Origin of the sequence: Bradyrhizobium sp. CB2312 (genome assembly GCF_029714425.1) — a bacterium.
In the GTDB taxonomy this organism is placed as follows: Bacteria; Pseudomonadota; Alphaproteobacteria; order Rhizobiales; family Xanthobacteraceae; genus Bradyrhizobium.
Genome location: NZ_CP121668.1, coordinates 6,499,185 through 6,525,894 on the forward strand (window position 1 = coordinate 6,499,185; position 26,710 = coordinate 6,525,894).

Sequence of the window (26,710 nt, forward strand, 5' to 3'; positions counted from 1 at the left end):
CCTATCCCTAACTCACTTCGGTCTTGCGAACGCTGACCTTGCTGCCCTCCGCCAGATTGACCGCAGGATTGAGCACGACCTGATCACCGGGCTGCACGCCGTCGCGCACTTCCACCGTGGTGCCGAAATCCCTGGAGATCGAGACCTGTTGAAAATGAACCGTGCCGTTCCGCACGACCACGACATGAAGACCATTCTGATCGAAGACGAGCGCGTCAGACGGGATCGTCATCGACGGCGTCCTGCGCGGGATCGACAGCTCGACCGTGCAATAGATGCCCGGACTCAGCAAACCATCGGGATTGGGGACGTCGATCTCGGTCAGCAGTGTCCGGCTCCCCGGCTGCAGCGCGGTTGCGATCCGCGTGACCTTGCCTGCAAACGTCCGCCCCGGAATCTCGGGCACGCGGATATCCGCATCGACGCCCGGGCCGACGCCGAAAGCCTCGTCCTGCGGCACGAAGACTTGGGTTCGGATCACGTTGGAATGCATCAGCGTGAACATGAAGGTCGATCCGGCTTGCACCAGGCTGCCATTGTCCACGTTGCGTTGGGTGACGACGCCGTCGAACGGCGCCACCACACGCTGATAAGCCTTCTCCTGCTCCAGGACACGGATCTGCGCTTGCTGCGCCGTGATATTCGACTGGGCGACGCCCACCGCCCCCTGCTGCGCGCGCAGGGTAAGACGGTCATTGTCGCCCTGTTGTGCCGTCAGCCAGCCCTGCTTGACGAGATTGCTGTCGCGCGAATTGGTAACGTCGGCGAGCTCCCGGCTCGCCTGCGCCTGCTGAAGCGCAGCCTGGTCCTGCGCGAGCGTCGCCTGCGCCTGCGCGATCTGCTGGTCCAGTTCGGGCGCGGTGATTTCCGCGAGGAGATCGCCCTTTTTGACCCTGTCGCCGATGTCGACATAGCGCTTTTCGATATAGCCGCTGGTCCGGGCGAAGATGTTGGCCGCCTCGAACGCCGTCGTCGTCGCCGGCAAGGTCACCTTCATGAGCTCGCCGCTGGGCCGGACCGTCGCGACCCGAACCTCGGGAACGTTGGTTCGAACCCGCTCAGTCATTGCGGCAACGTCACGCGCGGCCTCATAATGCCGCCAGCCGCCAATGCCGAGACCGCCCGCAAGCAGCAGGAGCGCACCGGCGCCAAGCAGCGCGCCGCCGTAACGGCGTCCGGATCGTTCGCCCTTGCCCGGCAGCTCCACGATCCGCAGGCTTTCCGCCCCGGGGCGGTCTTTCGCCTCCTCGTCGTCGGTCCTTGCGCGAACATCACTCATTCCGGTTGCTCCTCGAATACGCCGTGGCGAGGCTTGCCGTCGTTGCCTTTGCGCAGCATCGCGAAGAGATACGGCACGATTAGCAAGGTGGTGGGGGTCGCAAACAGCAGTCCGCCGATGACCGCCCGCGCAAGTGCGGCATTCTGCTCCTCACCCGGTCCGCCGATCGCCATCGGGATCATGCCCACGATCATCGCCGCCGCGGTCATCAGCACGGGCCGGATCCTCGTCCGGCCGGCGCTCAACGCAGCCTGGAACGCCGAGTGTCCCTTCAACTGCTCGTCCCGCGCGAAGGTCACGAGCAGGATGGAGTTTGCGGAAGCAACGCCGATCGCCATGATGGCTCCCATCAGCGACGGCACGTTCAGGGTCGTGCCGGTGATGAACAGCATCGTCACGATGCCGCAGAACGTCGCCGGCAGCGCCAGGATGACGACGAAGGGATCGCCGAAATTCTGGTAGTTCACCACCATCAGCAGGTAGACGAGGATGGCCGCGAACACCAGACCCATCCCGAGATCCCGGAACGACTGATGCATGCTCTGGATCTGTCCCAGAACCTGAATCGAATTGCCCGGCTGCAACTGCTTCTGCAGGGTCGACGTCACCTTCTCGATGTCAGCCGCAACGCTACCGAGATCGCGACCCTGCACGCTCGCATAGACGTCATACACCGGCTGGACGTTGGCCTGGTTCGAATTGGTGGGAACGGTGCCGCGCTTGAACGTCGCGACATTGCTGAGGAGGCCGGGCACCGTCTGTCCGCTTGCGGCAAGCGAGGCCGACACCGGCGTGTTGCCCAGGGCGTTCAGCGAGTTGGCCCTGTATTCGGGTGTCTGCACCGCAAGGTAATAGGGAATTCCGGACGTCGGATCCGTCCAGAAATTCGGCGACACCTGAGCGGACGAACTGAGGCTGACATTGATATTGGTCGCCACCGTGCTGGCATTGAGGCCCAGCTGTGCGGCGCGGGTGCGGTCGATGTCGGCATAGAATGCGGGAGCATCGACTTCCTGCTGCAGATGCGCATCCACGACTCCGGGGATCGCCGCGAGATTCTTCTGCAGCTCCTTGGCCACCGCCAGGTTGTTGCTGCCGTAACCGACGGTGCGGACATCGATCTGTGCCGGAAGGCCGAAGTTCAGGATTTGCGTCACGATGTCCGCGGCTTGGAAATAGAAGGTGTCCTCCGGAAACGCCAATGGCAGCACCTGTCGCAACTTCCTGACGTAGTCCGCTGTCGGCTTGTGCCCCTCCTTCAGCGACACGAGGATGGTGCCGTCGTTCACCCCGATCGTGGAACCGTCGGTGAATGCGAGATTGTAGGGACGCGCGGGGAGGCCGATATTGTCGACGATCAGTGCCCGGTCACGCTCCGGAATGACTTCGCGGATCTTGTCCTCGACCGACTGGAAGATCGCCTCCGTTCGCTCGATGCGCGTCCCCGCCGGCGCGCGAACGTGCAGCTGAATCTGGCCGCCGTCGATCAGGGGATAGAAGTCCCTGCCGACATAGAGGAACATCGTAGCCCCGAGCGCCAAGACCGCTACGGCGACGACAGGGACGATGACCCGACGCCGCAGAAGCACCAGCAAGAGATTGGAATAGCCGTCGCGCAGACGCTCGAACCCGCGCTCGAACGCGGCAGAGGCGCGCGCAAAGATGCCCGACGGGCGCTCGCCCTCGCCATGACGTCGCTCGCCCTTCAACAGCAAGCCGATGGTGATCGGCGTGAGCGTTCGCGACAATCCGTATGACGCGAGCATCGCGAACACGACCGCGAGGCCCAGCGGCGTGAACAGATATTTGGCCGGCCCCTCCAGAAACACGACCGAGGTGAACACGCAACTAATCGCGAGCGTCGAGACCAGCGTTGGAATGGCGATTTCAGCGGCGCCGTGCAGGGTCGCGTCCGGCAGCGGCATGCCTTCCTCGGTCCAGAGCCGGTGGGTGTTCTCGATCGTCACCGTCGAATCGTCAACGAGGATGCCGACCGCGAGGGCAAGCCCGCCGAGCGTCATCGTGTTGAGGGTCTCGCCGAGGAAATACAGCACGATCAGCGACGACAACATCGCCAGCGGGATCGAGATCAGGACGACCAGCGTCGATCGCCACGACCCCAGGAACACCAGGATCATCAGCGCCGTGAGGCCCGCCGCGATCGCGCCTTCGCGCAGCACGCCATCGACGGAATGGGTGACGAATATCGACTGGTCGAACAGCTCGTTGATCTTCAGCCCCGCAGGTGCCGACGCGCGGATCGACGCCAACGCCGCCTTCACGCCATTGACGACGGCAAGCGTGGAGGCATTTCCGTTCTTGATGACGCTGAGCAGGACGGCGCGATGGCCGTCCTCGCGGACGATGTTCTGCTGGACCTGGGCCCCGTCGCGGACTTGGGCGACGTCCTTCAGGAAGATCGTCGCGCCGTTCGCGAACTTGACCGGGATCATGTTGAGATCCTGGATCGTGGCCGGCGTCGCGTTGGTGCGAACGGTGTACTGGGTGTCGCCGATCTTGGTCGTGCCGGTCGGCAATGTCAGGTTCTGGGTGTTCACCGCGTTGACGATGTCGAGCGGTGTCAATCCCCGCGACAAGAGCTTATTCGGATCGATGTCGACCATGATCTGGCGGTACTTGCCGCCGGCAGGCGTGGGCAAGGTCACACCCGGCACGGGTGCCAGTTGCTGGCGGACCCGGTAGATGCCGAAATCGTAGAGTTGCTGTTCGTTCAGGGTGTTCGACTCGAGGCTGAGCTGGAGCACCGGCACGCTCGAGGCATTGAACTGCACGATGATCGGCGGCTGGATGCCGGGTGGCATCAGGGCGCGGATGGCGTTGGTCGCAGAGACGATCTGCGAGATCGCGAGATCGAGATTGACGTCCGGCTGGAAGTAGATCTTCTGAACCGACAGACCGTTGAGGGTCTGCGCCTCGATATTCTTGATCCCGCTGACATTGGCACTGATCGAATATTGGCTATAGGTGCTGACTCGCTGCTCCATCTCCGGGGTCGAAAGCCCAGTGTAGCTCCAGATGACCGTGACGACCGGGATCCGGATCTCCGGAAAAATATCGGTTGGCATCGAGCGGATCGCGATGCCGCCGAGAAACAGGATCAGGGCCGCAAGCACGTAGAATGTATGCGGAAGCCGCAGCGCGAAGCGAACAATTCCCATGGTGGTCTGCCTGAAGCAAATGACGCGAGATCGTCGGACAGGTGAGGACGGTCGGACCTCCGTTCAAATGAAAAGGAATTCAGACGCTGCATGCGGCAGCGTGCGATGCTTCCTGCGCGGCGAGCACGACGGCGTGCTTGACCTTGGCGAACGCGCGGATCTCGATCTGTCGAACCCGTTCGCTGGAGATGGACAATTCGCGGGCAAGTTGATCGCGCGGAACAGGACATTCCGTCAGCCGCCTCGCTTCGAAGATGCGACGTTCCCGCGCAGCAAGCCCGCTCAACGCAACGCGCAAAGCCTTGGTGCGCTGCTCCGCCTGCTCGTGATCGACGAGCACCGTCTCCGCGTCGACCGCCCCATCGACCAGAAGCGCCTCCAACTCGGTTCCATTGTCCTCGTCACCGACGCGCGCGTTCAGCGACATGTCGCCATTGAGCCGCGCGTCCATCTCGATCACCTCTCGCGCCGTCACCTCCAGCTTCCCGGCGATCACCTCGGCGAGGTCAGGTGTAAGCCCCGTCATCATGCCGCCTGAGGCCTTCCTGATCTCGCTGCGGAGCTTGAAGAACAGCTTCTTCTGCGCAGCCGTCGTTCCGATCTTCACCAGGGACCAAGACCGCAGGATGTATTCATGAATGGCAGCCTTGATCCACCAGATTGCATAGGTTGAAAAGCGCGCGCCGCGGCCGGGTTCGAAGCGTGACGCCGCGACAACGAGGCCCAAATTCGCTTCGGCGATCAGATCGACCAGCGGCAGGCCGTATCCCTGGTAGCCGCGCGCCAGCTTCGCGGCGAGCCGAAGATGGCTGGTGACGAGTGCATCCGCCGCGCCGCGGTCCCGCGTTTCCTGCCAGCTACGCGCCAGCTGCTGCTCCTGCCCCGGCTCAAGCAGGTCGAAGCGCCTGATGGCCGCAGAATAGGCGCTGAGGAACGGCGTCAACATCGCTGCGCCCGGCGCGGCAACGGGATCGCGCCTCGCAATTTCGTGGCTAGTCTGCATTCGACACTCCCACACTCATGTCCGGCTGATTAATCGCGAAAGCATCGCGCATCGTTTGGCTCGTCCTATCTGGGTCGGCGTCTCCATGCCGTGACGTCCGCGACCGGCGGGTGACGGACTTGCCCGCTCCTCGGGTCCAGGCAAGGATCTCGACGCGCCCTCCGGGCGCCGGACCGATGATCAGCCGGAAGCCATGCAGCTTGACGATGGCCGCCACCAGGCTCAACCCTAGTCCGACGCCCGGCGTATTGCGCATCCTGTCGGAGCGGTAGAACCGCCGCAGCACCGCCTCGCGTTCCTGCTCGCTGATGCCCGGACCGGTGTCACTCACGCTGACGAGCGCGGTGTCGTCCTCCGCCTCCAGGGCGAGTTCCACCCGGCCGCCTGACGGCGTGAACTTGATGGCATTGTCGACGAGATTGGCGACCGCCTCGAACAGCAGGTCGCGGTCACCCCACACCCGCACATTGCGCTCGACGACGACACCGAGCCCAATGCGCTTGTCTTCGGCGATGGGCTCGTAGACGTCGAGGACCTCCCGCAGGATCTCGTCGAGCGCGACGTCGCCGAAGCCGGCCGTGCGGCGGTTGTTCTCGATCTCGGTCAGGCGCAGCAAGGCCGTGACGATCGCCAGCGCCTGGTCAATGCCGGCGATGGCGTTATCCGTAACCTCCTGGAGCTGCTCCAGCGTTGCCGCATGCGTTCGCCCGCGCTCCAGCGCCAGGCGGACGCGCGTGAGTGGAGTTCGCAGATCATGGGCGATATCGTTGCCGACGCTGGCAAGCGCACAGATCATCGTCTCCATCTCGTCGAGCATGCCGTTGACGATCCCGGCCAGCCGCGCAAAGGAGTCGTCCGTATCGCCCTCCGGAAGCCGCTCGCGCAGCTCGCCAGCCACGATGCGCTGGACCCGCTGGTTGACCTCCTCCACGCGTCTCTGAGCACGAAGGCTCAGCCACGCACCTGCGAGCAGGCAGAGGCTGAAGGCCGGCAGCAGGCCCAGGGCCAGGGCCTCGCCCACCACGCTCGATATCTCGCGCGTTTCATCGACGTTCCGACCCATCACCAGGACATCGCCGCCCTCAAGACGCGTGCCGACCGCCCTGACGACCGGAACGTGGGCGCCCGGCTTTTCGATCAGATCGAGCCGCACGCCCTGTACCGCTCCGTCGAGCCGGAGCCCGTGCGGCACACGATCGACGTTGCCGGCAAGGCGGGCGCCGGCAGCGTCGAACAGTCCCGCGTACTGCACGCCCCTGGAATCCTGCGCGAGATGATCCGCGATCGCGCTGAGGCGACGCGCCGGCGGCAGGTCGGCCATGAAGCGAATCTGCGTGGTGATCATGCGATCGGATCGCGCAACCAGATAATCGTCGAGCTTGAAGTAGACAAACGCAAACAGGGCGACCACGAACACCCCGAAGGCAGCCGCCACGGCCAGCGCCCAAAGGAACGTGCCCGAGCGTATCAACTGAATCTGGTGCATCGCCCGCCCCTATTGCCGCGAACGCAGGACGAAGCCGGAGCCGCGTACGTTGTGGATGAGCTGCACCTCTCCGGGACCGTCGACCTTGTGACGAAGCCGGCCCATATGGACGTCGATCAGGTTCGTGGTCGCCGGCACAAACTTGTAGTTCCAGACTTCCTCGAGCAGCATCGCGCGGGTCAGCAATTGGTCGTTCCGGCGCATCATGTATTCGAGCAAGCGGAATTCGCGCGGCAGCAGGTCGAGCTCGCGTTCGCCGCGTCGTGCGGTGCGCTCGATCAGATCGAGCTCGAGCGGCCCGACATGCAGAACGGTTACGCGGCAGTCGATCGGACGGCGCAGCAAGGCCTCGATCCGCGCGACCAGCTCGACCAGCGCGAACGGCTTTGTGAGATAGTCGTCTCCGCCCATGCGCAATCCGCGCACCCGATCGTCCACCGCACCGAGCGCGCTCAGCACCAGCACAGGCGTTCTGACCTGATCCTTGCGCAGCGCTTCGATGACCGTGAGCCCGTCCATCCCCGGCAGCATCCGATCGACGATCATGGCATCGGGGCTCGACGCGCGCGCCCGGTTGAGACCGTCAACGCCGTCGCCGGCCCACTGCACCTCGAAGCCGCGATCGGCCAGCTCGGCCACGATCGGCTCGGCGGTCTCGGCGTCATCCTCGATCAGGAGAATCCGGTTCATGATCCTCGCTCCACGATTCGCGCGGCGCTTCGGCGCGCCGCGGGGAAGCTCGGACGCGGCGGCGCGCGCTGCCATGTTCAGTGCCCGCGCACATCGGACGCACGGCGTTGAAGCCGCCTGATGCGGGCCGCCCGCTGCAGCAAGAGGTAATGCTGCGGCGCGCGCGGTGCCATTAAATTGCGGTTCATGTTGTCAGCTGTGCGTGTCGCCAACAGCACGAGCGCACGAATTGCGCGTGTTACGATTGTAATGATCATCTTGCGGGCTCCGCTCTGAACTGCGCTGCGTCGAACATATGTTGTCAACGCGCAAGCGGTCGTCCGGGGGGCCACGGATGTTATGGATTCGCACGATCGTGCTCGCGACGCCGCATCGGCTCACAGGCCGTTGAAATGCGGTGAGCAATTCGTGCATTTGAATCGCAGCCCATCGCTCACATCTCAATGGCGAGCCGGCTTGGTTCGGCCTGGCGTCATCAATGGAGAAAGCGAATGACCACGTCCAAACTGTTGTCGATGGGATTGATTGCCGCCGCAATGCTGGGCGCACCCGTCATGGCGCGCGAGCACCATCGCGTCGTGCGGCAACCCGCGGTGGAAGCCGATACGGTCGCGACCAACGCGCAGTTCTATTATCCGGGCGAGCGCGCCTGCGTTCCCGCGCCGCGCGTCGGAGCCTTCGCGACCGCGCCGTGGACCGGAAACAACGTACCGTGCGAGCCGGGCACGGGCTACTGATCGCGCCAGTGCGGCCGGCCGCCTAACTCCGCCGGACACTGCTGATGGACAGGGAGCGGGCTGCAGGATTCAGCCCGCTCCTTTCAGCGCGTCACGGGCACGGGTCGCGCGATCACCCGCGCGAGCGTCGCGCCTCATGTCTGACGCCGAATTCAGTTGGATTACCGCGCCCCGCGCCTACCTCTCTTTCATCACTCGCTCGATCATCCGCAGTCACGCGCGCAAGGCGCGACGCGGCAGCGGGCATCACGGATGGCCGGGCAGCTCAACACGAGAGGAGTTCTCCATGACACGTACGATCATGATTCTGGCGACGGCAGCACTCGCCTCCACCCTCGCCATCGGCGCAGCCAACGCGCACGGCGGCGGTGGCGGTGGTCACGGCGGCTTTGGCGGTGGCGGTTTTGGTGGCGGACATGCGGGCTTCGGCGGCGGCGCGCATTTCGGCGGCATGGGCCATGAGGGAGGATTTGGCGGCGGCGCCCGGTTCGGCGGCGAGCACCTCGGCTTCGGCGGACATGCCGGCGGCCTCCGCCAGCACGCGTTTCACCACTTCGGCCGCTTCCATTCCGGATATGGGCTCTACGGCGCCCATCCGGATTGCTATGACTGGTACGAGTTCCATCCCGGCCAGCCGTTACCGTTGAGCTGCAGCTAACCCCGCCCGCTCAACTCCCATCGGTCCGGACCGACCGCCGCCGGCGCCAGGCGTTTGTTGCTGCCATGCAGCACCCTGGCGCTGCCGGGGCTTTCACAAACTGCGGTGACGTGCAATCGAGGCCAGATCCGGTGCCAACCCAAGGCCCGGCTCTTCGCCGAGGCTGACCGTGCCGTCCGTCACATCGGCGACGGCACTGCAGAACAGGTCGCGCAGCGGATTGTCGTTGATGTCCACCTCGAGCCAGCCGTCGCCTCCGATACCGGCCAAAAGATGCGCCGAGGCAAGCAGCCCGATGCCGCCACCGAGATAATGCGGGCAGAACGTCTTGCCCGATTTCAGGACGTCGCGCGCGAGGCCGGCGCAGGCGCTGAGTCCGCCCCATTTCGCAATGTCGGGCTGAACCACGCCGAGCACGTCTTCTGCGAGGACCTCGTCGAAGTCTTCGACCCTCGAAATGTTCTCGCCCGCCGCGATCGGCATCTTCGCGGCTATCCGCAGTCTGCGCCACTCCTCGCGCGGCCGATCGGCGCGGATGGGCTCCTCCAGCCAGCGCAGATCGAATGCGGCCAAGCGCGGCAGCATTTCCAAGGCCTGCGCAACGGACCACCCCTGATTGGCATCCGTGGCGAGCATGCCCGTGCCGATGAGGGCGCGCAGCGCGGCGAGATTGGCAAGGTCGGTCTCGGCACCGAAGCCGATCTTCAGCTTCAACGCGCGATGGCCGCGCTCGAGCGCAGCTTCGGCCGTCTGGGCGGCGCCGCCGGGATTGATGCCGCTGGCGTAGACCTTGATCGTGCTCGACTGTCCGCCGAGCAGCCGCCACAGCGGCAAGTTCCGACGTCGCGCGAAAAGATCCCATAGTGCGAGATCAATGCCCGAGATCGCCTGCGCGAACGGGCCGGGCTCGCCGCATTGGAGCGCCAGCACTTCGGTGCCCTTGGTCAGGATCTCGAAAATCTCAGCGGGACCGTCGAATTTGCGCCCGACGAGCCCCGGCGCAAGCACCTCGTTGATGAGCCGGGCGCGATGCTCCGCGCCCGGAGCCGGAAAGTTGGACCAGGCCTCGCCCCATCCCTCGACGCCGTCTTGGTCGACGGCGCGAACGAAGACGGCGGGCCGGTTGAGCATCTTGCCGAACGAGGTGACCACCGGCGTTGCCAGCGGATAGCGATAGCAGAACGCCTCGATCGAGCGGATGGTGAAGCTGTCGGTCATATTGCAGATCCTGCGAGATTACGCGGAGCCGCTACCATCTCAGTAAGCGCGCGCGAAGTCACCTTCCTGCTTGATATCGGTGAAGACGGGAAAGCGCGCCTTCCATGGCGTGCCCTTGGCCGTGGTCAACTGGTTGAGCCGCTCCAGCACGCCGAGGCCGTCCTTGCGCAGGCTGGCCGAGACTGCTGCGCGGTCCGGAAAATTCTTCAGGACGGCATCGAGCCAGATGGTGCGGCCCGCCAGGAACCCGCTTGCACCTGCGGCATAAGAATAGTCGAGGACGCGCTCGAACTTTTCGGGGGCAGCGCCGCCCGACAGCAGCACCCAGGGGATGCTGCGTTCGCGGCAGATGTCACCGATCGCGTCGAACTCTCTCTGCGCGGCCTTGGCCTCCGCGCTGTCGTCACGGGCTGGCAGACTGTTGGCTGCAAGCGGGCTCTCCAGCTTGAGGAGATCGACGCCGTATTCCGGTTTTGCAAATTCGCGGACGCTGTCGATGACGAGACCCGGCAGCTTGCCGGGCGATTCCACGTAATCGGCCGTGTGATTGGCGCTGCCGAGGAACGGATAGACGAGCAGTTCGAGAACATAGGGAATGTCGTGGCGGGCGCAGTCTTCGCCGATCTCGCGCACGAACTTCTTCTGATGCTCGTTCACCGCGGCATCGGCGTCCGGCCGGTACCAGGCCAGCACCTTGACGGCGTCGCCGCCCATGGCGCGGATCTTTTCCACACTCCAGTTGGTGATGGCGCGCGACTTCCGGCCGCCCACGGTTTCCTCGACGCGATGCTCTTCCAGCGTCATGATCAGGCCGCAGCGCGGCGGCAACAGGTCGATCGCGGCGGGCACCGCAAAGTTCGGATCGAACAGCATCGAGCTGCAATGCGGCGCGAGGTTCTCGACCAGGAGACGCTTGGCCGCAGTGACGTCGGAATACTCGACCTGCTCCCGCGTGATGCCTTTGGCTTTCGCAATCGCATCGAACAGTGGCGGCCGCTGATCCAGCGCGACCATGCGAAAGTGGCCGTCCGCGTCAGCAAGCCGGGCCAGGCCGCGGTTCTTTCCAATCGTTCTCATGGCTTCGTCCTCATGAATACAAGACACTCGTTGATATCGGGGATTCCGTTGCGGCCGCCGGCGTGGCGGCATTTCATGGCGGCCGTGGCCGTCGAAAACGTCATGGCGGCGCGCACGTCGAGGCCAGCGCCGATCGCCAGCGCATAGGCGCCATGGAAGACATCGCCCGCGCCCGTGGTATCGACGACGTCGACGGCGAAGGCTGCCTGCCGATGCTGCTGGCCGTTCTCATACCAGCTCACGCCGCTCTCGCCGCGCGTCACGGCAATGACGCGGCAGCCGAAGCGCCCGAGCGCCGCCAGGGATTGATCATCGGCCGAACCGGCAAAAGATGCGAGCGCAGGCTCGGAGAAGATCGCGTGATCAGTCAGCGGCAACAATTGCTCGAACACCTCTGCATCGGCCATGTCGCCGTCTAGCACCGTCGGGACGCCACGCGCGCGCGCCTCGCGGAACAACGTGGCGGCGCCCTCGACCCAGCGCGGATCGGCCAGCACGGACGACGCACGCGCAACCGCTTCAAGCGGAAGCCAGTCCGCGGCCTCCGGATAGAGGCCGCGGAAATTGACGATCTGCCGCTCGCCCGAGCTGTCGACAATGATGCCGGAGACCGACGAGCGGCCATTGGGAAACAGCCGGAAATTCTCGACATCGACACCTTCGGCGATGAAGGCCGACTTCATTTCATGGCCAGCGGCATCATTCCCCGCCCGTCCCCAGAACGCGACGGACGCGCCGAGCCTTGCCACCGCCACGCTCGCATTGGCGGCCATACCGCCGCCAAGCGTGCCGTACGCGACGGCCTTGATCTTCTCGCTTCCACCCGCGAACGGCCGATCGACGCGCCAGATCTGGTCGAGCGCTGATAGCCCAAGGCAGATCACGTGCACGGGCTTCGCCCTGGACGCGACGTCCGCCAGCGCTGCGAGATCACCAATGTTGGCTGGCGCGCTCACCGAAGGACCAGTCCGTTGGCAGAGTCAAACAGATGTGTCTTGCCAGGCTGCGGACGCAAACTGATGCGATCGCCGACCTTCGGCCGCAGCGCTGGATCGACCCGCACGATGGCGGAGGCGCCGGCAAGATCGAAATGAATCAGCGTGTCCGAGCCGAGCGGCTCGACCAGCTTGACGTCGATCGCAATACCATCGGCAGCGACGACAAAATGTTCGGGGCGAATGCCCAACACGGCCTTGCCGGCCTTACGCAGGCGGCTTGCGGTCTCGCCGTCCAGCGGCACCACCGTTCCATCTTGCGAAAGGATCGCACGCTCCTGGCGCCACTCGACTGGGAAGAAGTTCATCGCGGGCGAACCGATGAAGCCGGCGACGAACTGGTTGGCCGGCCGCTCATAGACCGCCTCGGGCGTGTCATATTGCTGGATCGTGCCGCTCTGGAGCACCACGATCCGGTCGGCCATGGTCATGGCCTCGATCTGATCATGGGTGACGAAGACCATGGTGGTCTTCAGCTCCTGCGACAGCGCCTTGATCTCGGCGCGCACCTGCCCGCGGAGCTTGGCGTCGAGATTGGACAGTGGCTCGTCAAACAGGAACGCCTTGGGGTTACGCACGATGGCGCGGCCCATGGCGACGCGCTGGCGCTGGCCGCCGGAGAGCTCCTTCGGCTTGCGGTCGAGGTAAGGCTCGATGTGGAGCAACGCGGCGGCGCGCTTTACCCGGGCGTCGATCTCCGCCTTCGGCGTGCCGCGCAGCTCCAGCGCAAACGACATGTTGTCGTAGACCTTCATGTGCGGATAGAGCGCGTAGTCCTGGAACACCATGGCGATATCGCGCTGCGCGGCCTGCACGCCGTTGACGCGTTTATCGCCTATATAGAGGTCGCCTGACGAGATCGGCTCCAGGCCCGCGATGATACGCAGCAAGGTCGACTTGCCGCAGCCGGACGGGCCGACGAACACGACGAACTCGTGGTCCGCGATCTCCAGATTGAGATCGGGGATCACGGTGAAATTGCCGTAGCGTTTGACGAGGTTGCGGATCGAGATCGAGGCCATGATCGCTCAGTCCAGCGCCAGCACAGGCTTGATCAGCTCGCCCTTGGCGAAGCGGGAAAAATTTTCGGGCAAGGCCTGTAGGCCGAACTCGCCGTCGACCAGGACGCGGTATTCGTCCTTGTACTTGCGCAGCAGCTCGACATTCGGTTCGAAATCCGAGACCGGGAAATAGAAGGTCCGGATCATGTAGAAATCCTTGCGGCGGAAGACCTTGCCTTCCTCGATGGTCCAGGGCGCCGCGTTCTCGCCGACCAGCACCAGCGCACCACGCGGCAGGACCAGCTCGATGCCGAGATTGCGCGCCGCATGCGCGCCCGAGCACTCCATGATGAGGGCAAAGCGCTTGGAGGTATCGCCGACCGGGTGCGCCTTCGCGCCGAAGGACTGCGCGATCTTCAGCCTCGCCGCGTTGGGATCGGCGACGAAGATGTCGCTATAGCCGAGCGCGCGGAGCGCCAGCACCACGCCGAGGCCGACCGGCCCTGCCCCCATGACGAGGACCGGACCTGCCTCACGCGCTGGCACCACCCGACTGACGAAGCGCACGGCGTGGCCTGATGTGCCGATGGTGTCGAGCAGCAGCGGCGCAAGGCTGTCCTCGATATCATCGGGCACCGGCAGGAGGCAGTTTTCCGGCACCGGCACATATTCGGCGTAGCCGCCCGGCCTGTTCCAGCCGATCAGGCTGGAGACTTCCAGGCACATCTGGGTGTCGCCGCGCTCGCAGGCGGCGCAACGACCGCAATGAAGCGGGATATAAACGGCGCAGCGGAGGCCGTGCAGCCGGTGACCGGGCTGCTCGACCACGCCAAAAATCTCGTGGCCCGCGGTGAACTCGGCACCCTTGTGCCAGAGCTTGAAGTCCGAGCCGCACAGCGCGGTGCGCGAGACCCGCACCAGCACCTCGCCGGTACCGATTTCGGGCATCGCGACACGCTCGATGGTGATGCGGTCATTGCCGTGGAAGACCGCGGCCTGCATGATCGAGTTCGGACGGGGAGATACGTTCATCAGATACCTAGCCTTTCACCGCGCCGAGCGTCAGTCCGGACACCAGCCAGCGCTGAACCAGGGCCGCCAGCACCAGCGGCGGCAACGCGATCAGCGTCGCCGCGGCCATGAGGGCGCCCCATTGCGTCGAGCCTTCGCCGATGAAGTTGAAGGCCGCCGCGATCAGCGTCTTGGTGTCGCCGTTGGAGAGCACCAGCGCAAACAGGAAATAGTTCCACGAGAACACGAAGGCGAGGATCGCAGACACAGCGACACCGGACGCCACCAGCGGCAGCGCGATGCGCCAGAGGATGCGCGTGACGCTGCACCCATCCACCTGCGCCGCCTCGAACACGCTGCGCGGAATGCCGTCGAACGACGGCAGCAGAACCCAGATCACGATCGGCAGCGTGATCACGGCATGGCTGAGGATCAGCGCGGTATAGGAGCCGATCATGCCGATTTGCCGGAACATGACGTACCACGGCAGCAGAAACAGTGTGCCCGGCGCCATGCGCGCGGCAAGCGTCAGGATCGCCGGCCACGAAATCCGCGTCCAGGAGACGGCGAAGGCGGCGGGAATTCCAAACAGCAGTCCCAGCGCGGTCGAGCCGACCGTGACGATGAGGCTGTTGAGCGCGTAGCTGAGGAACGGCGTGGTCTTGGTCAGCTCAACATAATTCTCCAGCGTCGGCGTGAAGATCAGCGTCGGCGGATAGGCGGTGACCTCGAAGGACGGCTTGAACGAGGACAGCACCATCCAGACCGTCGGCGCCATGATGAGCACGCCGGCGAGCACGAGCTGGATGGTGTTGAGCCAGCGGATCCAGCGATCGGTGGTGGCTGCGTCGGTCATGAGGTCACCACGCCACCGCGCCGCGCAGGCGGTTGAAGGCAAGCACGGCGCCGAACACGATCGCCGTCAGCGTCAGCATCAGGGCGCTGGCATAGCCGATGTTGAAGAATTCGAAGCCGACCCGGAAGCCGTAGATGTTGAGCGTGTTCGAGGCGTTGCCCGGACCGCCCTGGGTCGTGATGTAGATGATGTCGAAGAAGCGCAGCAGATCGACGCTGCGCAGAATCGCCGCGGTGACGATGGTCGGCAGCAGCAGCGGCAGCGTGATGCGCTGGAAGGTCTTGAATGGGGATGCGCCGTCGATCTGCGCGGCCTCGTAGACGCTCGGCGGCAGGGATTGCAGGCCGCCCAGCACGATCAGGGCGACGTAAGGCGTCCATTGCCAGCTGTCGATCAGCGCGACGGTCGGAATGACCCATATCGGCGAGGCCAGCCAGTCCGACGGCGGCAAGCCGAACAACTGCAGGATGTAGTTGGCGGCGCCCAGCGACGGGTCGAGGATCACCAGCCACATCATGCCGGCCACGACAGGCGGCATCATGAAGGGCGAAATGAACAGCGAACGCACGATGCCCGGCAGGCGCTTGGCGTGGAACAGCACCAGCGCCAGCCAGACGCCGAAGACGAGCTGGAGCACCAGGGACAGTACGAACAGCGCGATCGTCACCCAAAGTCCGTGCCAGAACTCGACGTCGGAGATCAGCTTCGAATAGTTGGCGAGGCCCGCGAAGGATTGCTTGCCGGTCGAGGAAAACGTCTGGAAGCCGAGCCAGATCGTGTAGATGACTGGAAACGCGATCATCGCGACAGTGAAGATCACGGCCGGCGCCGAGAGCGCCGCCAGCTCCAGTTTCTGCCGGTCCTGCGTGAGTGTCGCAGCCGTGTCCGACATGCGTTCGTGCCCTCGATCGAGTTAGGTGCCGGCAGGCAGCTCGCCTGCCGGCATGAGGCCGTTAGTTCAGAGCGATCAGCGCATCGAGCGCCTTGTCGGCATCCGCGCAGGCCTGGTCGATCGGCTTCTGCTTCAGGATCAGATCCTGCACGGCCTGACCGATGAACTCGCGCGATTGCGGATTGGCGACGATGGGATAGCCGACTTCGGACGAGCCCTTGGTGGCGAGCACGTCGAGCGCCGCCTGCCACTCCTTCCGCACCGGCTCTTCATCGATCCACTTGCGATACTCGGGATCGTTGGCGACGGACGGACGCGGCGGCGCAATGCCCTGGAGCGCCATCTTCTTCTGCACCTCGGGGCTGGTCGCCCACTGCACGAAGTACCAGGCCGCATCCGGCTGCTTGCTGTGGGAGGAAACTGCCATTCCCCAGCCGATCGTGGTCGGCACCTGACCGGCCTCGCCGGCCGGAAACGGCAGCAGGCCGGTGTCCTTCAGGCGCGCGCCGCCTTCCATCACCGTGCGCAGCTCGTTCGACGATTCGAACGCCATCGCGGCGCGGCCGCTGCGATAGAGCGCGGAAATCTGCTGGAAGCTGTAGTTGACGACGCCGGGAGGTCCGAAGTCGCGCAGCAGCCGGCTGTAGGTGTCGAGCGCCTCCTTGCCCTTGGCGGAGCAGAGGTTCGACTTGCCGCCAGCGATGTACGTGCCGCCGATATTGTGCAGCATGTTGCTGAAGGTGTAGGCGACCGCCGGCTTGAGGCCGCGCGAGACGAACGGCGTCACCGCGCTGTCGCAAGCCTTGATCTTCTCGGCCGCAGCCTCGACGTCCTTGATCGTCTTCGGCGCATCGAGGCCGCACTTCTTGAAGATGTCGGTGCGGTAATAGAAGATCGGCCCTTCGAGATTCATGGGCATGCTGGTGAGCTTGCCGCCAAAGGTCGCGGCCTTGAGCAGGGCCTGGCTCAGCCCGCTCGGATCATAGTCTTTGGCGACCTCGTTCTTGGCCATCACGGTGAGATCGGCATACCAGCCGGCGGCGGCGAACTGCTCGCCCTCGCGCGAGGGCAGCGTCATGAACACGTCGACCTCGTCGCTGTTTGCGTTCATGACGGTGACCAGGCGCTGACGCATCTGCTGTTCCTGATAGCCGTCGACCTTCAGCGTCATGCCGGTCAGCTTCTCGAAATCGGCCTTGTAGGTCAGCAACGCCTGCGAGACCGGATTGTTGTTGGCGAGAAAGGTGACGGTCTTGCCCTTGAACTTCATCCAGTCGAAATCGGCGGCGTGCGCCTGCGCGCTGGCCGCAATCGCGAGAGCGGGCAACGCGACATGCGTCGCGAGCATCCTGGCCTTCATTGAACTATCCTCCCGGCTGGCCGCCTTAAACTGGCAGACCTTTTTGAATACGACCTGAAAACGGTTACAACTTAAGCCACACCATCGCCGTGTCAAGCGATGGACAACCTATGCAATCTGCGGCAGATTTACGAGATTGTCGCTATCCAGCGGCGGCCTGAGCCGAAATGTAACGTTACATTCATGCGCCTGACCAACGCCAAGTCTGTGAAACAGGGCATCCGCGCCGTGGCGGCCCGCGCCGGCGTCTCGACGGCATCGGTCTCGCGCGCCCTCAACAATCCCGACGCGGTGAGCCCATCCTTGCGTGCGCGCATCGAGCAGGCGATCGACGCGCTCGGCTACATCCCGCATGCGCCGGCGCGCATTCTCTCGTCACGCCGCTCGCGCACGCTCGGCGCGATCGTGCCGACCATCGACAACACGATGTTTGCGCGCGGCATTGCCTCGCTTCAGCAATATCTGTCCTCGGTCGGATATATGCTGTTCCTCACCACCAGCGGCTACGATCTCGACGTCGAACTGCAGCAGGCGCGCAATCTGATCAGCCGCGGTGTCGACGGCCTCGTGCTGCGCGGCGACTGCCATCACGACGGATTGCGAAAACTGCTCGCGGACAATGCAGTGCCCTTCATCAATGTCGGCATCTACCAGCCTGACCGGCCCTACCCTTGCGTCGGCACCGACAACGAAGCGGCCGCCCATCGCGCCGCCGCGCATGTCATCGAGCTCGGCCATCGCCGGATCGGGATCGTCTCGGCGCTCCAGCGCAACAATGACCGCGCCAGCGCGCGCGTCGCCGGCTTCCGCCGCGCGCTCGCCGAGAACGGTCTCGAGCTTCCCCCGCAATGGCATGTCGAGGTGCCCTATACGCTGGACGACGCGCGTGAGGCGGCCCGCCATCTCCTCAATCTCAGGGATCGCCCGACCGCCGTAGTGTGCGGCAACGACGTCATCGCCTATGGCGTGCTGCTGGAGGCGGAGCGCGACGGGTTCTCCGTGCCGCGCGATCTGTCGGTCGTCGGCTTCGACGACCTCGACTGGAGCCGCCATTTGCGGCCGAGCCTGACCACGATCCACGTTCCGACCGGGGAAACCTGGCAGCGCGCCGGCGAATATCTGGTCCGCAGCCTCGCCGGCGAGCAGACCATCATGCACCGCGAGATCGACTTCTCGCTGGTGGTCCGCGAATCGACCGCTCCGCCGCCGAAACCCCTGAACTGAGACCCTTGCGATGAACTCGAACTTTTCTCTCGCACCCGGCTTTCATGCCGTCGTGATCGGTGGCGCCGGCGACATTGGTGCCGCGATCAGCAACCAGTTTTGCGACCTCGGCGCCACGGTCACGGCAACAGGCGCCAACGATGCCGACCTTGGCCGCACCCTGCTCAAGCCACGCGCGGGCCTCACACTCGCGACGCTCGACGTCACCGATGATGAAGCTGTGACGTCATTCGCCCACCAGCACAAGCGCGCCGATGCGCTCGTCAACTGCGCCGGTATCCTTGCACGCGACAGGGAATTCGAGATCGAGACCTTCATGAAGGTGCTCGACGTCAATCTCACCGGCACGTTCCGGACCTGCATGGCGTTCCGTCCAATGCTCGCGGAGAGCAAGGGCTCGATCGTCAACATCGCCTCGATGAATGCGACGTTGGCGCTGCCGCGAATCCCTGCCTATTGCGCCAGCAAGGGCGGCGTCGTGATGCTGACCAAGGCACTCGCCCTCAAGTGGGCCGAGGACGGTATCCGCGTCAATGCGGTGGCACCCGGCTACATCGAAACCGCGATCAACGCCGCCGGCCGCACCGATCGCGCACATTATCAGCGCATCGCCGACCGCACCGCCTTCAAGCGCTGGGGACAACCAAAAGACATCGCCGGCGCAGTCGCATTCCTCTGCATGCCAGCTTCGCAATATGCGACTGGTACGGTGGTCGCGGTGGACGGCGGATTTCTTGCGGGATGAGTCAGAACGATCCGAACATCGACCCCAGGATCAGGACGGCCACGAGCGCGATGATGCAGCTGACGATCACGGTCATCACCATGTCGAGATAGCTTTCACGGTGGGTGAGACCGCTGATCTGCAACAGCAGGAGCACGGTGCCGTTGTGGGGAAGCGCGTCCAGTGTGCCGGCGCTCATCGTCGTGATGCGATGCAACAAGTCCGGAGCGAGGTGATGCTCGGTTGCCAGGCGCATGAAATCGTCGCCAAATGCATTGAGCACGATGGCCATGCCTCCGGAGGCGGTCCCGGTCAGCCCCGCCAGCACATTCATCGAGACGGCCAGCGAGACGAGCGGTCCGCCTTGAATCGAGAAGACCGCGTCGCGAACCGTCGCAAATGCCGGTAATGCGGCCACGACCGCGCCGAAGCCGACAAGGCTCGCGATCATCAGCATCGGCAGGGCTGCGGAATTCGCGCCGGCGTCGAGACTTTCACGCACGGATGGCAAGCGTCGCAGGTTGACGAGAAGGACGGTCAGGTTTGCCGCAATGAGCGCGACGATCACCGACCAGACGCCGGACACGGCCCCGATCGTCGTGCCGCCCCACTGCTCCTCGGACAGAAACGAAAAATCGAGCCGCGGAAACACAACAAGCGACATCAGGAAATTCGTGCCGATGACGACGACGAGCGGCAGCACGGCCAGCGCGAAGCTAGGCCCGCTTTCAGCCGGCTTGCCGTGCGGCAGCTCGGCCGGATCGAAGTCGCCTGCCGGCGCCGCCTGTTCGCGCACGATCTCGCTCACGACAGGAGTGAAGCTCGCCCCGCCGCCGTATCCCTCGCCGGCCTTGCGAGCGGCCGTCTCGGCCCGGCCAAGCCACCACATCCCGAAAACGAAGATGATAATGGATGCGATGATACTGAGCCCCGGGGCCGCGAAGGTGGTCGTGCCGAAGTACGGCATCGGAATGGCGTTGTTGACTGAGGGCGTTCCGGGCATCACCGACATCGTGAACGTGAATGCACCGAGCCCGATCGTTGCCGGCAGCAGACGGCGCGGGAGATCCGCGGCCCGGAACATCTCGTGCGCCATCGGCACCAGCACGAAGAAGGCGACGAACACACTTACGCCGCCGTAGGTCACGATCGCCGAGGCGATCACTACCGCCAATATCGTGCGGGTGGTTCCCAGTCTTTTCGTCAAACCCTGCGCGATGGCGCTGATCGAGCCGCTGTCACCCATCAGCTTGCCGAACAATCCGCCTAGCATGAACATGGGAAACCATTGGGCGACGAACCGCGCCGCCCCGCTCATGAATGTTTGCGTCCACTGAGCGAGCAACGGTTCGCCCGAGAATGCGGCCGCGATGAGCGCCGCCAGCGGAGAGACCAGCAGCACGCTGACGCCCCGGTACGCGAGCCACATCAGCAGCGCTAGTCCGATCAACACCCCAAGCAATCCCATGGTGCACCTTCCAGCAATTTCGGAGCGATGATCGCCGCGTTGCGGATCAAGCTCCTGCGACAGGCTTTTCGACGTCGTTTGCGACAGGAGCGACCGTCTCCAACCGCTGTCGCGGCAACAGGAACAGCCACGTCACCAGCACAAACGGCGCGGTGAGCGCCGGGATGGCAAACGGGGTCAACGCCACGTTCAAGGCCGCCTGGGCGATCACCGTGAACACCGTCGCAAGGGCTGCGTAGGCAGCGACGCGCCAGCTCGGTCGATAGAAGACGGTCCCAAGCGCGATCGCCGTGAGAACCGGACTGAACCCAAGCAGACCACCGGTGATCAGGTCGCTCTCGGCGCCGAAAAGATGGGCCGTCAACACAGCCAAGACCGCTCCCCCGAGCGCGAAGGCGGCTGCTGCGAGCGAGCTCACAGCGAGTCCCGCAAGCAGGAGCAGCGCCGCGATGCCGCTGGCTTTCAGAAACACCTGGGAGATGCTCAGGACCACGCCATTGACGAGGTCGATCAGCTGGAGCGGGCTCGCCTTGTAGGGTTGGAAGGCGGCCACGACTGCGCCGGACGGCAGCGCCGTTCCCGCAAGCCCGGAAAACCCATACGTGGCCAGCAAGAGAAGCCACGTCGTGAGCACGAACGGAAATGTGAGTGCGCCTCCCCACGGCTTGACGACGTTCGTGGTGGCAAGCATCACGACCACGGAGACGGCCGCTCCCAGGATCACGTACACCCAAAGCAGCGGTCCGGGCGCCAGGAACGTCGCCAGCGCGAGGCCGACGAGAATGCCGTTGAATCCATAGAGACCGGAATGAAGCGGCTCGCTTTCGACGTGAAGCCATAGCGCGGTCAGGTTCGAGACGATAACCGCGAGCACGCCGGCGATCGCGACCTGGGGCGTGCCGGCAGCGTAGGAGCCCCAGGCGATCGCGGCGAGGAAGAGCGCCCCGCTCAGCGGATTATCCTGGAACATGACCTGTCCAATGCCGCGCAGATTGGTGTCCAGGAACCGCAACGCGCCTGACGACACCGAGAGGCTTTCCCAGTTGGCCAAGATCTTTTCCATTGCTGCCTCCTCGAACTCGTCCGGCCGGCAAGCCGTCGGCAGCGCTCGCTACCGCCACAAATACGGCGGCGGCAGCGCGGCACCGACGACCTCCTCGCGGACTATCCCCCAGAATTCGCGTACCTTGGCCTTCACCTGCGCCGTTTCCCGGCCGAGCACCTTGAAGATCAGGCCGGCCTCATTCGGCAGGCGACACGCGCCGAAGGCGATGCCTTCCGCGAGGTCGACCGCCGCCTGCATGCGTTCGTGGATGCGCTCCGCCCTCTCCATCGGCGTGCACAGGATCACGTTGGCGAGTACGTCGAAGGAGTTCATCACACCCGTCTGCCGCATCTGGTAGCGCTGCGGCTCGATCACGAGCTTCTCCGCGAACAGGGATCGGCCATCGGGCCGCGCGGCCGAGGTCGATATCGACAACACCGTTGCGCCAAAGCACTCGTCGGGATGATGGTGCTTGCGGCCGGGCTGAATGATTTCCGAGAACAGCAAGGTCGCCGACGGCGCGATGCAGATCTGCGTGTCGCTGAGAAACCGCGAGTGCCGGTGCGGAATCACGGGATCGGGGAGAAACTCCAGATAGGCATCGTCGGCGAGCGTGATCGTCTGACTTTGCGCCGCGTAGTTGGCGTCCATCGCATGAATCTTGGTGGCCGACTGTGACGTCAGATGAACCTGCGCAGCTGGACCAAGGCTGATGTCGAGACCGAGCCGGTCTCCCTGCAACACGCAGCCGGTGGTGGTGATGAGGAACACGCTCGCCAGGCCTGGGATCGCTTCGTCGCAGTAGAGCGGCCGCTGCACCATATAGGGCGCGCGGCGTTGCAAATCGGTCAGGATGGTCTGGCCGGCGCGCTGCTCGAAGCCCAGGCGCAGGAACCCGGTCTTTCCGACAGTGCCGCTGCGCATCTGCGGCGGCTCGTCCTGAAAGGACGCAAATTCCGGCATCGATGCGCCGAGAGCCTCGGCCCGAGACCAGGGATGGAACGCTGCCGGTATCATGCCAACCGCCGTTCGCGCGGATTGATGTCGAACAGGAACTCCCGCTCGATCAGCCCCACCAGCTCCGGAATGCCTTCGCCCGTCTTGCAGTTGGTGAACAGGAACGGCTTTGCGCCGCGCATCAGCTGCGAATCCCGCCTCATCACCTCGAGGCTGGCTCCGACGTGAGGGGCAAGATCGGTCTTGTTGATGACGAGGATGTCGGAATAGGTGATCCCGGGCCCGTTCTTGCGCGGGATTTTGTCGCCCGCGGCGACGTCGATCACATAGATGAAATAGTCCACCAAGGCGGGCGAGAAGGTCAGGGTCAGATTGTCCCCTCCACTCTCGATCAGCACGACGTCGCTATCGGGGAAGCGCCGCTCCATATCCTCGACCGCGGCGAGGTTCATGCTCGGGTCTTCGCGCACGGCGGTGTGGGGGCAGGCGCCCGTCTCCACGCCGATGATGCGCTCGTGGAGCAGGATGCCCTTGAGTGTCCGCTGAACGTGCTTGGCGTCCTCGGTCGTCACCACGTCGTTGGTGATGATGAGCACCTTGATGCCGAGCTCGAGCAGGCGCGGTGTAATGGCTTCGACGATCGCCGTCTTTCCCGACCCCACCGGGCCGCCGATACCGATGCGCGTGATACTCTTCGACATGACGGGGCTCCATTCGACGTCAGTTCATGAACAGGCGCACATGCGCTCTCGTGTGGACAGCGGCCAGAATCTCGGCGAGGGGCGCAAAGCCGGCCATGTCCGACAGCCGCGCCGTCGCGGCGATCGCGTACATCGCCTCCGCCTGCCCGGTGAGCTCGTAGAGAATCCGCTGCGTTTCGATGTGGCTGATCTTCATCAGCCGCAGCGCCGCACCGAGGATCGTCGTCGCCACCCCATACTGGTGCACGACGAACGCCTCATAAGCCGGCAACTCCTGCACCGCGAAATTGATCGCCAATGCGATCGGGTAGCAGCCCGGAGTGACCGCCTTCGCAATGCATTCACGCCAGGTGCAAAGCAGCGGCGCGCCGACCACCTCGACACCCATGTCCGTGAACTTCCGGCCCATGCGAACCGACATTACCCGCGCTTCGCCCGAGAGCTTGCGCGCATAGACCTGCGCGTCGATGCGCGCGAGGGTCTCGATGTCTCCGGCGAGGGCCGCGCGATGCGCAGCGATCAGGGCGACGCAGTCACCGCGCGCCGCCTGTTCCAGCGCCGTCAGCGCAAAGGCTCGCAGAGTGGCCACGTCAGTGACGACGCCCTGCTGAACGGCGGATTCCAGTCCGGACGAAAACGAGAACGCGCCGACGGGAAACATCGAGTCGCCAAACTGGAGCAGCCGCGAGAGCGATGCGGCGGTCCTCGGTGCGCCCGCATTGTCATTTGCGGTGATCACGCGCGGAGCCGGCCGTTACCGGCGAGGTTCGTTGGTGAGGAGCGGTGGCCGGGTGAGCGTGGACATGCGCCTGCGAATGTCCGTTGACCTGCCCAGCCTCCGCCGCGTCGTGGACGTGGCTCTCGTGCGCGTGAGAATGCACCGGCCCTTCGGCGCCGCCGAACAGCCGGCGGGATTCATGCGGAGCGAGGTAAGGAACGACTTCGCGTCCGGAGACGAATTCGTAATGGATGCCCTCAAAGTGGTGCGTCTTCATGACGGAGGCCATCACCTTGCGATCGACGGTGAGCGGGACATAGACGCAGGTGCCCTTGACGAGGGCCGGCCAGTGCTGGTTGCCCATGGCGTGGCCGAGCTCGACGCATGTCCGCATCGCGAGGTCGGGCGCCTCGGCGGTCAGCTCGTCCAGATGCACAATCATGACGTCCCGCAGCTCGATCCGTGCCACCAGCGCCGCATGCGTCCGCTCATCCCAGAGCAGGATGTCACCATCGCAAAGATGCGTGTGGCGATCGAGCGAGACCGCTACCTGCGCGCCTTTGGCCGTGGTCTTGCGAAAACGGCTCTTCTGCGCCTCCCACTGGTCGATCTCGACCAGATCTATCTCGGCGTCCGACAGCCGCCCTGCCCATACCGGATCGGCGGAATTGCCCAGGACGCTTTCGATCATGATCATGGCCGATCCTCAGCTGAAGAAATATTTCTGGTTCAACGACACCGTCGTCAGTGGCGGAACGGTCGCGTGCTTGCCGTCCACGGTCACGGCGAAGGTCTCCGGACTGACCTCGATCTTCGGCGTGCCGGTATTGCGAACCATATTCTGCTTTCCGATCTTGCGCACGTTCCGCACCGGCATCACCTGGCGGCGCAGACCCAGCCGTTCCTTGACGCCCGCGGCATGCGCGGCGCCGGAGACGAAGGTGATGCAATTGGCCGCCAGCGCATCGCCATAGGCGCCGAACATGGGCCGGTAATAGGTCGGTTGCGGCGTCGGCAGCGAGGCGTTCGGATCGCCCATCACCGCCCAACTGATGAAGCCGTTCTTGATCACGATCTTCGGCTTGGCGCCAAAGAAGGCCGGCTCCCACAGCACGAGATCGGCGATCTTGCCGACCTCGACCGAGCCGAGCACGTCCGCGATGCCATGCGCGATTGCGGGATTGATGGTGATCTTCGCGACGTAGCGCAGCACCCGGAAATTGTCGTTGCCCGGCGCGTCCTCCGGCAGCTTGCCCCGTCCGGTCTTCATCGCGTCCGCGGTCTGGATGCAGCGCAGCCAGCATTCCCCGATCCGTCCCATCGCCTGCGAGTCACTCGAGAACATCGAGATGACGCCGAGGTCCTGAAGAACGTTTTCCGCGGCGATGGTTTCGGCGCGGATGCGGCTCTCGGTGAATGCGACATCCGAGGGGATGTCGGGGCTGAGGTGGTGACACACCATGATCATGTCGTAGAGCTCCGCCTGCGAGTTGATGCCGTAGGGAAGCGTCGGATTGGTCGACGACGGCAGGACGTTGGGAAGCCCGGCGATCTTGATGATGTCGGGCGCGTGGCCGCCGCCGGATCCTTCGGTATGGAACGAATGAACCGTTCGCCCCTCGAACGCCGCGATCGAATCGTCGATGAAGCCGGATTCGTTCAGCGTGTCGGTGTGGATGCAGACCTGCGTATCGGTCTCATCGGCGACCGTGAGCGCGGAGCGAAGCACAGCCGGCGTGGTGCCCCAGTCTTCGTGGCATTTGACGCCGACCGCCCCCGCCTCGATCTGTTCAACCAAGGCCGCTTTGCCGTGGCCGTGTCCCTTGCCGAGAATGCCGACGTTGAGCGGCCAGTTCTCGAACGCGCGCAGCATCATGCTGATGTTGCCCGGCCCCGACGTGACCGTCGTGGCGTTGGATCCGTCCGAAGGACCGGTCCCGCCCCCGATCAAGGTGGTCGTGCCGTTCGAAAGCGCGGCCTCGGCCTGCTGCGGCGAGATGAAATGGATGTGCGTGTCGATGCCGGCGGCCGTCAGGATGAGATGCGAGCCCGAGATCGCGTCGGTCGCCAGGCCCAGCTCCAGGCCGGGCGTGACGCGATCCATCGTCTGGGGATTGCCGGACTTCCCGATGGCACAGATGCGCCCATCCTTGATGCCGACATCGGCCTTCACGATGCCCAGCATCGCGTCGATGACGGTCACGTTGGTGATCACGAGGTCGGGTGCGCCGCCCGCCCGCGTCACCTGATTGTCCATGCCCATGCCTTCGCGCATGCTCTTGCCGCCGCCGAAGACGATTTCGTCGCCGTAGCCGCCGCGCAGGTCGCGCTCGATTTCAACGAACAGACCGGTATCGCCCAAGCGGATCCGGTCGCCTGTCGTCGGCCCGAACAGGCCGACATATTCCTGCCGGGAGATGGTCGCCATCAC

The 26,710-nt window shown here is 64.5% G+C and carries 24 protein-coding genes and 1 pseudogene; 4 read left to right on the forward strand and 21 right to left on the reverse strand.

Translation table 11 applies throughout. The annotated features are described in order from the left end of the window. Positions 1 to 7 precede the first annotated feature (7 nt). The 6 genes from QA642_RS31815 to QA642_RS31840 all read right to left on the reverse strand — a co-directional run bounded on the left by QA642_RS31815 (position 8) and on the right by QA642_RS31840 (position 7,894). Entirely contained in the window at positions 8 to 1,279 is a 1,272-nt protein-coding gene (locus tag QA642_RS31815) for an efflux RND transporter periplasmic adaptor subunit (RefSeq protein WP_283080397.1), read from the reverse strand. Beyond that, complete coding sequence (locus QA642_RS31820; protein ID WP_283080398.1) at positions 1,276 to 4,458, reverse strand: efflux RND transporter permease subunit; 3,183 nt, start codon at positions 4,456 to 4,458, stop codon at positions 1,276 to 1,278. The genes QA642_RS31815 and QA642_RS31820 overlap by 4 nt, the downstream gene beginning before the upstream one ends. A 79-nt stretch (positions 4,459 to 4,537) precedes the next feature. Further along, a complete protein-coding gene (gene rpoH, locus QA642_RS31825) occupies positions 4,538 to 5,461 on the reverse strand; it encodes an RNA polymerase sigma factor RpoH (RefSeq protein WP_283080399.1) in 924 nt (307 codons plus the stop codon). After that, positions 5,451 to 6,947, reverse strand: coding sequence for an ATP-binding protein (locus QA642_RS31830; protein WP_283080400.1), 1,497 nt, complete (start codon positions 6,945 to 6,947; stop codon positions 5,451 to 5,453). The genes rpoH and QA642_RS31830 overlap by 11 nt, the downstream gene beginning before the upstream one ends. Before the next feature lie 9 nt (positions 6,948 to 6,956). Beyond that, the gene (locus QA642_RS31835; RefSeq protein WP_283080401.1) at positions 6,957 to 7,637 is read right to left on the reverse strand and encodes a response regulator transcription factor; all 681 of its coding nucleotides are present in this window, start codon (positions 7,635 to 7,637) and stop codon (positions 6,957 to 6,959) included. A 77-nt stretch (positions 7,638 to 7,714) separates the two neighbouring features. Next, entirely contained in the window at positions 7,715 to 7,894 is a 180-nt protein-coding gene (locus QA642_RS31840; protein WP_283080402.1) for a hypothetical protein, read from the reverse strand. Positions 7,895 to 8,128: 234 nt separating this feature from the next. On the opposite strand from QA642_RS31840, the gene QA642_RS31845 reads away from it, so the two are divergent. Together QA642_RS31845 and QA642_RS31850 are read left to right on the forward strand one after the other, a co-directional pair. Further along, positions 8,129 to 8,374 (forward strand): hypothetical protein, encoded by a 246-nt coding sequence (locus QA642_RS31845; protein ID WP_283080403.1) that lies wholly within the window; start codon positions 8,129 to 8,131, stop codon positions 8,372 to 8,374. Between the two features lie 286 nt (positions 8,375 to 8,660). After that, a complete protein-coding gene (locus QA642_RS31850) occupies positions 8,661 to 9,032 on the forward strand; it encodes a hypothetical protein (protein ID WP_283080404.1) in 372 nt (123 codons plus the stop codon). 93 nt (positions 9,033 to 9,125) lie between these two features. Here QA642_RS31850 and QA642_RS31855 read toward each other — a convergent pair whose 3' ends face one another. The 8 genes from QA642_RS31855 to QA642_RS31890 all read right to left on the reverse strand — a co-directional run bounded on the left by QA642_RS31855 (position 9,126) and on the right by QA642_RS31890 (position 17,442). Further along, positions 9,126 to 10,250, reverse strand: coding sequence for a mandelate racemase/muconate lactonizing enzyme family protein (locus tag QA642_RS31855; RefSeq protein WP_283080405.1), 1,125 nt, complete (start codon positions 10,248 to 10,250; stop codon positions 9,126 to 9,128). A gap of 39 nt (positions 10,251 to 10,289) precedes the next feature. Further along, a complete protein-coding gene (locus QA642_RS31860; protein ID WP_283080406.1) occupies positions 10,290 to 11,327 on the reverse strand; it encodes a tagatose 1,6-diphosphate aldolase in 1,038 nt (345 codons plus the stop codon). Further along, a complete protein-coding gene (locus tag QA642_RS31865) occupies positions 11,324 to 12,283 on the reverse strand; it encodes a sugar kinase (protein WP_283080407.1) in 960 nt (319 codons plus the stop codon). The genes QA642_RS31860 and QA642_RS31865 overlap by 4 nt, the downstream gene beginning before the upstream one ends. Next, positions 12,280 to 13,344 (reverse strand): sn-glycerol-3-phosphate ABC transporter ATP-binding protein UgpC, encoded by a 1,065-nt coding sequence (ugpC, locus tag QA642_RS31870; RefSeq protein WP_283080408.1) that lies wholly within the window; start codon positions 13,342 to 13,344, stop codon positions 12,280 to 12,282. Before ugpC ends, QA642_RS31865 begins: the two co-directional genes overlap by 4 nt. Before the next feature lie 6 nt (positions 13,345 to 13,350). Then, positions 13,351 to 14,355 carry a zinc-binding dehydrogenase gene (locus QA642_RS31875; RefSeq protein WP_283080409.1) on the reverse strand — a complete coding sequence of 335 codons (1,005 nt, stop codon included), beginning with the start codon at positions 14,353 to 14,355 and terminating at the stop codon, positions 13,351 to 13,353. A 7-nt stretch (positions 14,356 to 14,362) separates the two neighbouring features. Further along, the gene (locus QA642_RS31880) at positions 14,363 to 15,190 is read right to left on the reverse strand and encodes a carbohydrate ABC transporter permease (RefSeq protein WP_283080410.1); all 828 of its coding nucleotides are present in this window, start codon (positions 15,188 to 15,190) and stop codon (positions 14,363 to 14,365) included. Positions 15,191 to 15,194: 4 nt separating this feature from the next. After that, complete coding sequence (locus QA642_RS31885) at positions 15,195 to 16,082, reverse strand: sugar ABC transporter permease (protein WP_283080411.1); 888 nt, start codon at positions 16,080 to 16,082, stop codon at positions 15,195 to 15,197. Between the two features lie 61 nt (positions 16,083 to 16,143). Continuing rightward, positions 16,144 to 17,442 (reverse strand): sugar ABC transporter substrate-binding protein, encoded by a 1,299-nt coding sequence (locus tag QA642_RS31890; protein ID WP_283080412.1) that lies wholly within the window; start codon positions 17,440 to 17,442, stop codon positions 16,144 to 16,146. Positions 17,443 to 17,625: 183 nt separating this feature from the next. On the opposite strand from QA642_RS31890, the gene QA642_RS31895 reads away from it, so the two are divergent. Both QA642_RS31895 and QA642_RS31900 read left to right on the forward strand, forming a co-directional pair. After that, positions 17,626 to 18,666 carry a LacI family DNA-binding transcriptional regulator gene (locus tag QA642_RS31895; RefSeq protein ID WP_283080413.1) on the forward strand — a complete coding sequence of 347 codons (1,041 nt, stop codon included), beginning with the start codon at positions 17,626 to 17,628 and terminating at the stop codon, positions 18,664 to 18,666. Between the two features lie 10 nt (positions 18,667 to 18,676). Further along, positions 18,677 to 19,411, forward strand: coding sequence for an SDR family oxidoreductase (locus QA642_RS31900; protein WP_283080414.1), 735 nt, complete (start codon positions 18,677 to 18,679; stop codon positions 19,409 to 19,411). Between the two features lies 1 nt (position 19,412). On the opposite strand, the gene QA642_RS31905 is transcribed toward QA642_RS31900, so the two are convergent. The 7 genes and pseudogenes from QA642_RS31905 to QA642_RS31935 all read right to left on the reverse strand — a co-directional run bounded on the left by QA642_RS31905 (position 19,413) and on the right by QA642_RS31935 (position 26,707). Continuing rightward, entirely contained in the window at positions 19,413 to 20,858 is a 1,446-nt protein-coding gene (locus QA642_RS31905; RefSeq protein ID WP_283080415.1) for a GntP family permease, read from the reverse strand. A 46-nt stretch (positions 20,859 to 20,904) separates the two neighbouring features. Beyond that, entirely contained in the window at positions 20,905 to 21,921 is a 1,017-nt protein-coding gene (yut, locus tag QA642_RS31910) for an urea transporter (RefSeq protein WP_283080416.1), read from the reverse strand. Positions 21,922 to 21,969: 48 nt separating this feature from the next. Beyond that, positions 21,970 to 22,920: an urease accessory protein UreD gene (locus tag QA642_RS31915; protein ID WP_283080417.1), complete on the reverse strand. Its 951-nt coding sequence runs from the start codon at positions 22,918 to 22,920 to the stop codon at positions 21,970 to 21,972. Continuing rightward, entirely contained in the window at positions 22,917 to 23,561 is a 645-nt protein-coding gene (gene ureG, locus QA642_RS31920; RefSeq protein WP_283080418.1) for an urease accessory protein UreG, read from the reverse strand. The genes QA642_RS31915 and ureG overlap by 4 nt, the downstream gene beginning before the upstream one ends. Before the next feature lie 19 nt (positions 23,562 to 23,580). After that, positions 23,581 to 24,222 (reverse strand): urease accessory UreF family protein, encoded by a 642-nt coding sequence (locus tag QA642_RS31925; protein ID WP_283080419.1) that lies wholly within the window; start codon positions 24,220 to 24,222, stop codon positions 23,581 to 23,583. 184 nt (positions 24,223 to 24,406) lie between these two features. Next, positions 24,407 to 24,976 (reverse strand): annotated as a pseudogene (ureE, locus tag QA642_RS31930) (urease accessory protein UreE); the annotation flags it as partial. Positions 24,977 to 24,985: 9 nt separating this feature from the next. Further along, a complete protein-coding gene (locus QA642_RS31935; RefSeq protein ID WP_283080421.1) occupies positions 24,986 to 26,707 on the reverse strand; it encodes an urease subunit alpha in 1,722 nt (573 codons plus the stop codon). Positions 26,708 to 26,710 lie beyond the last annotated feature (3 nt).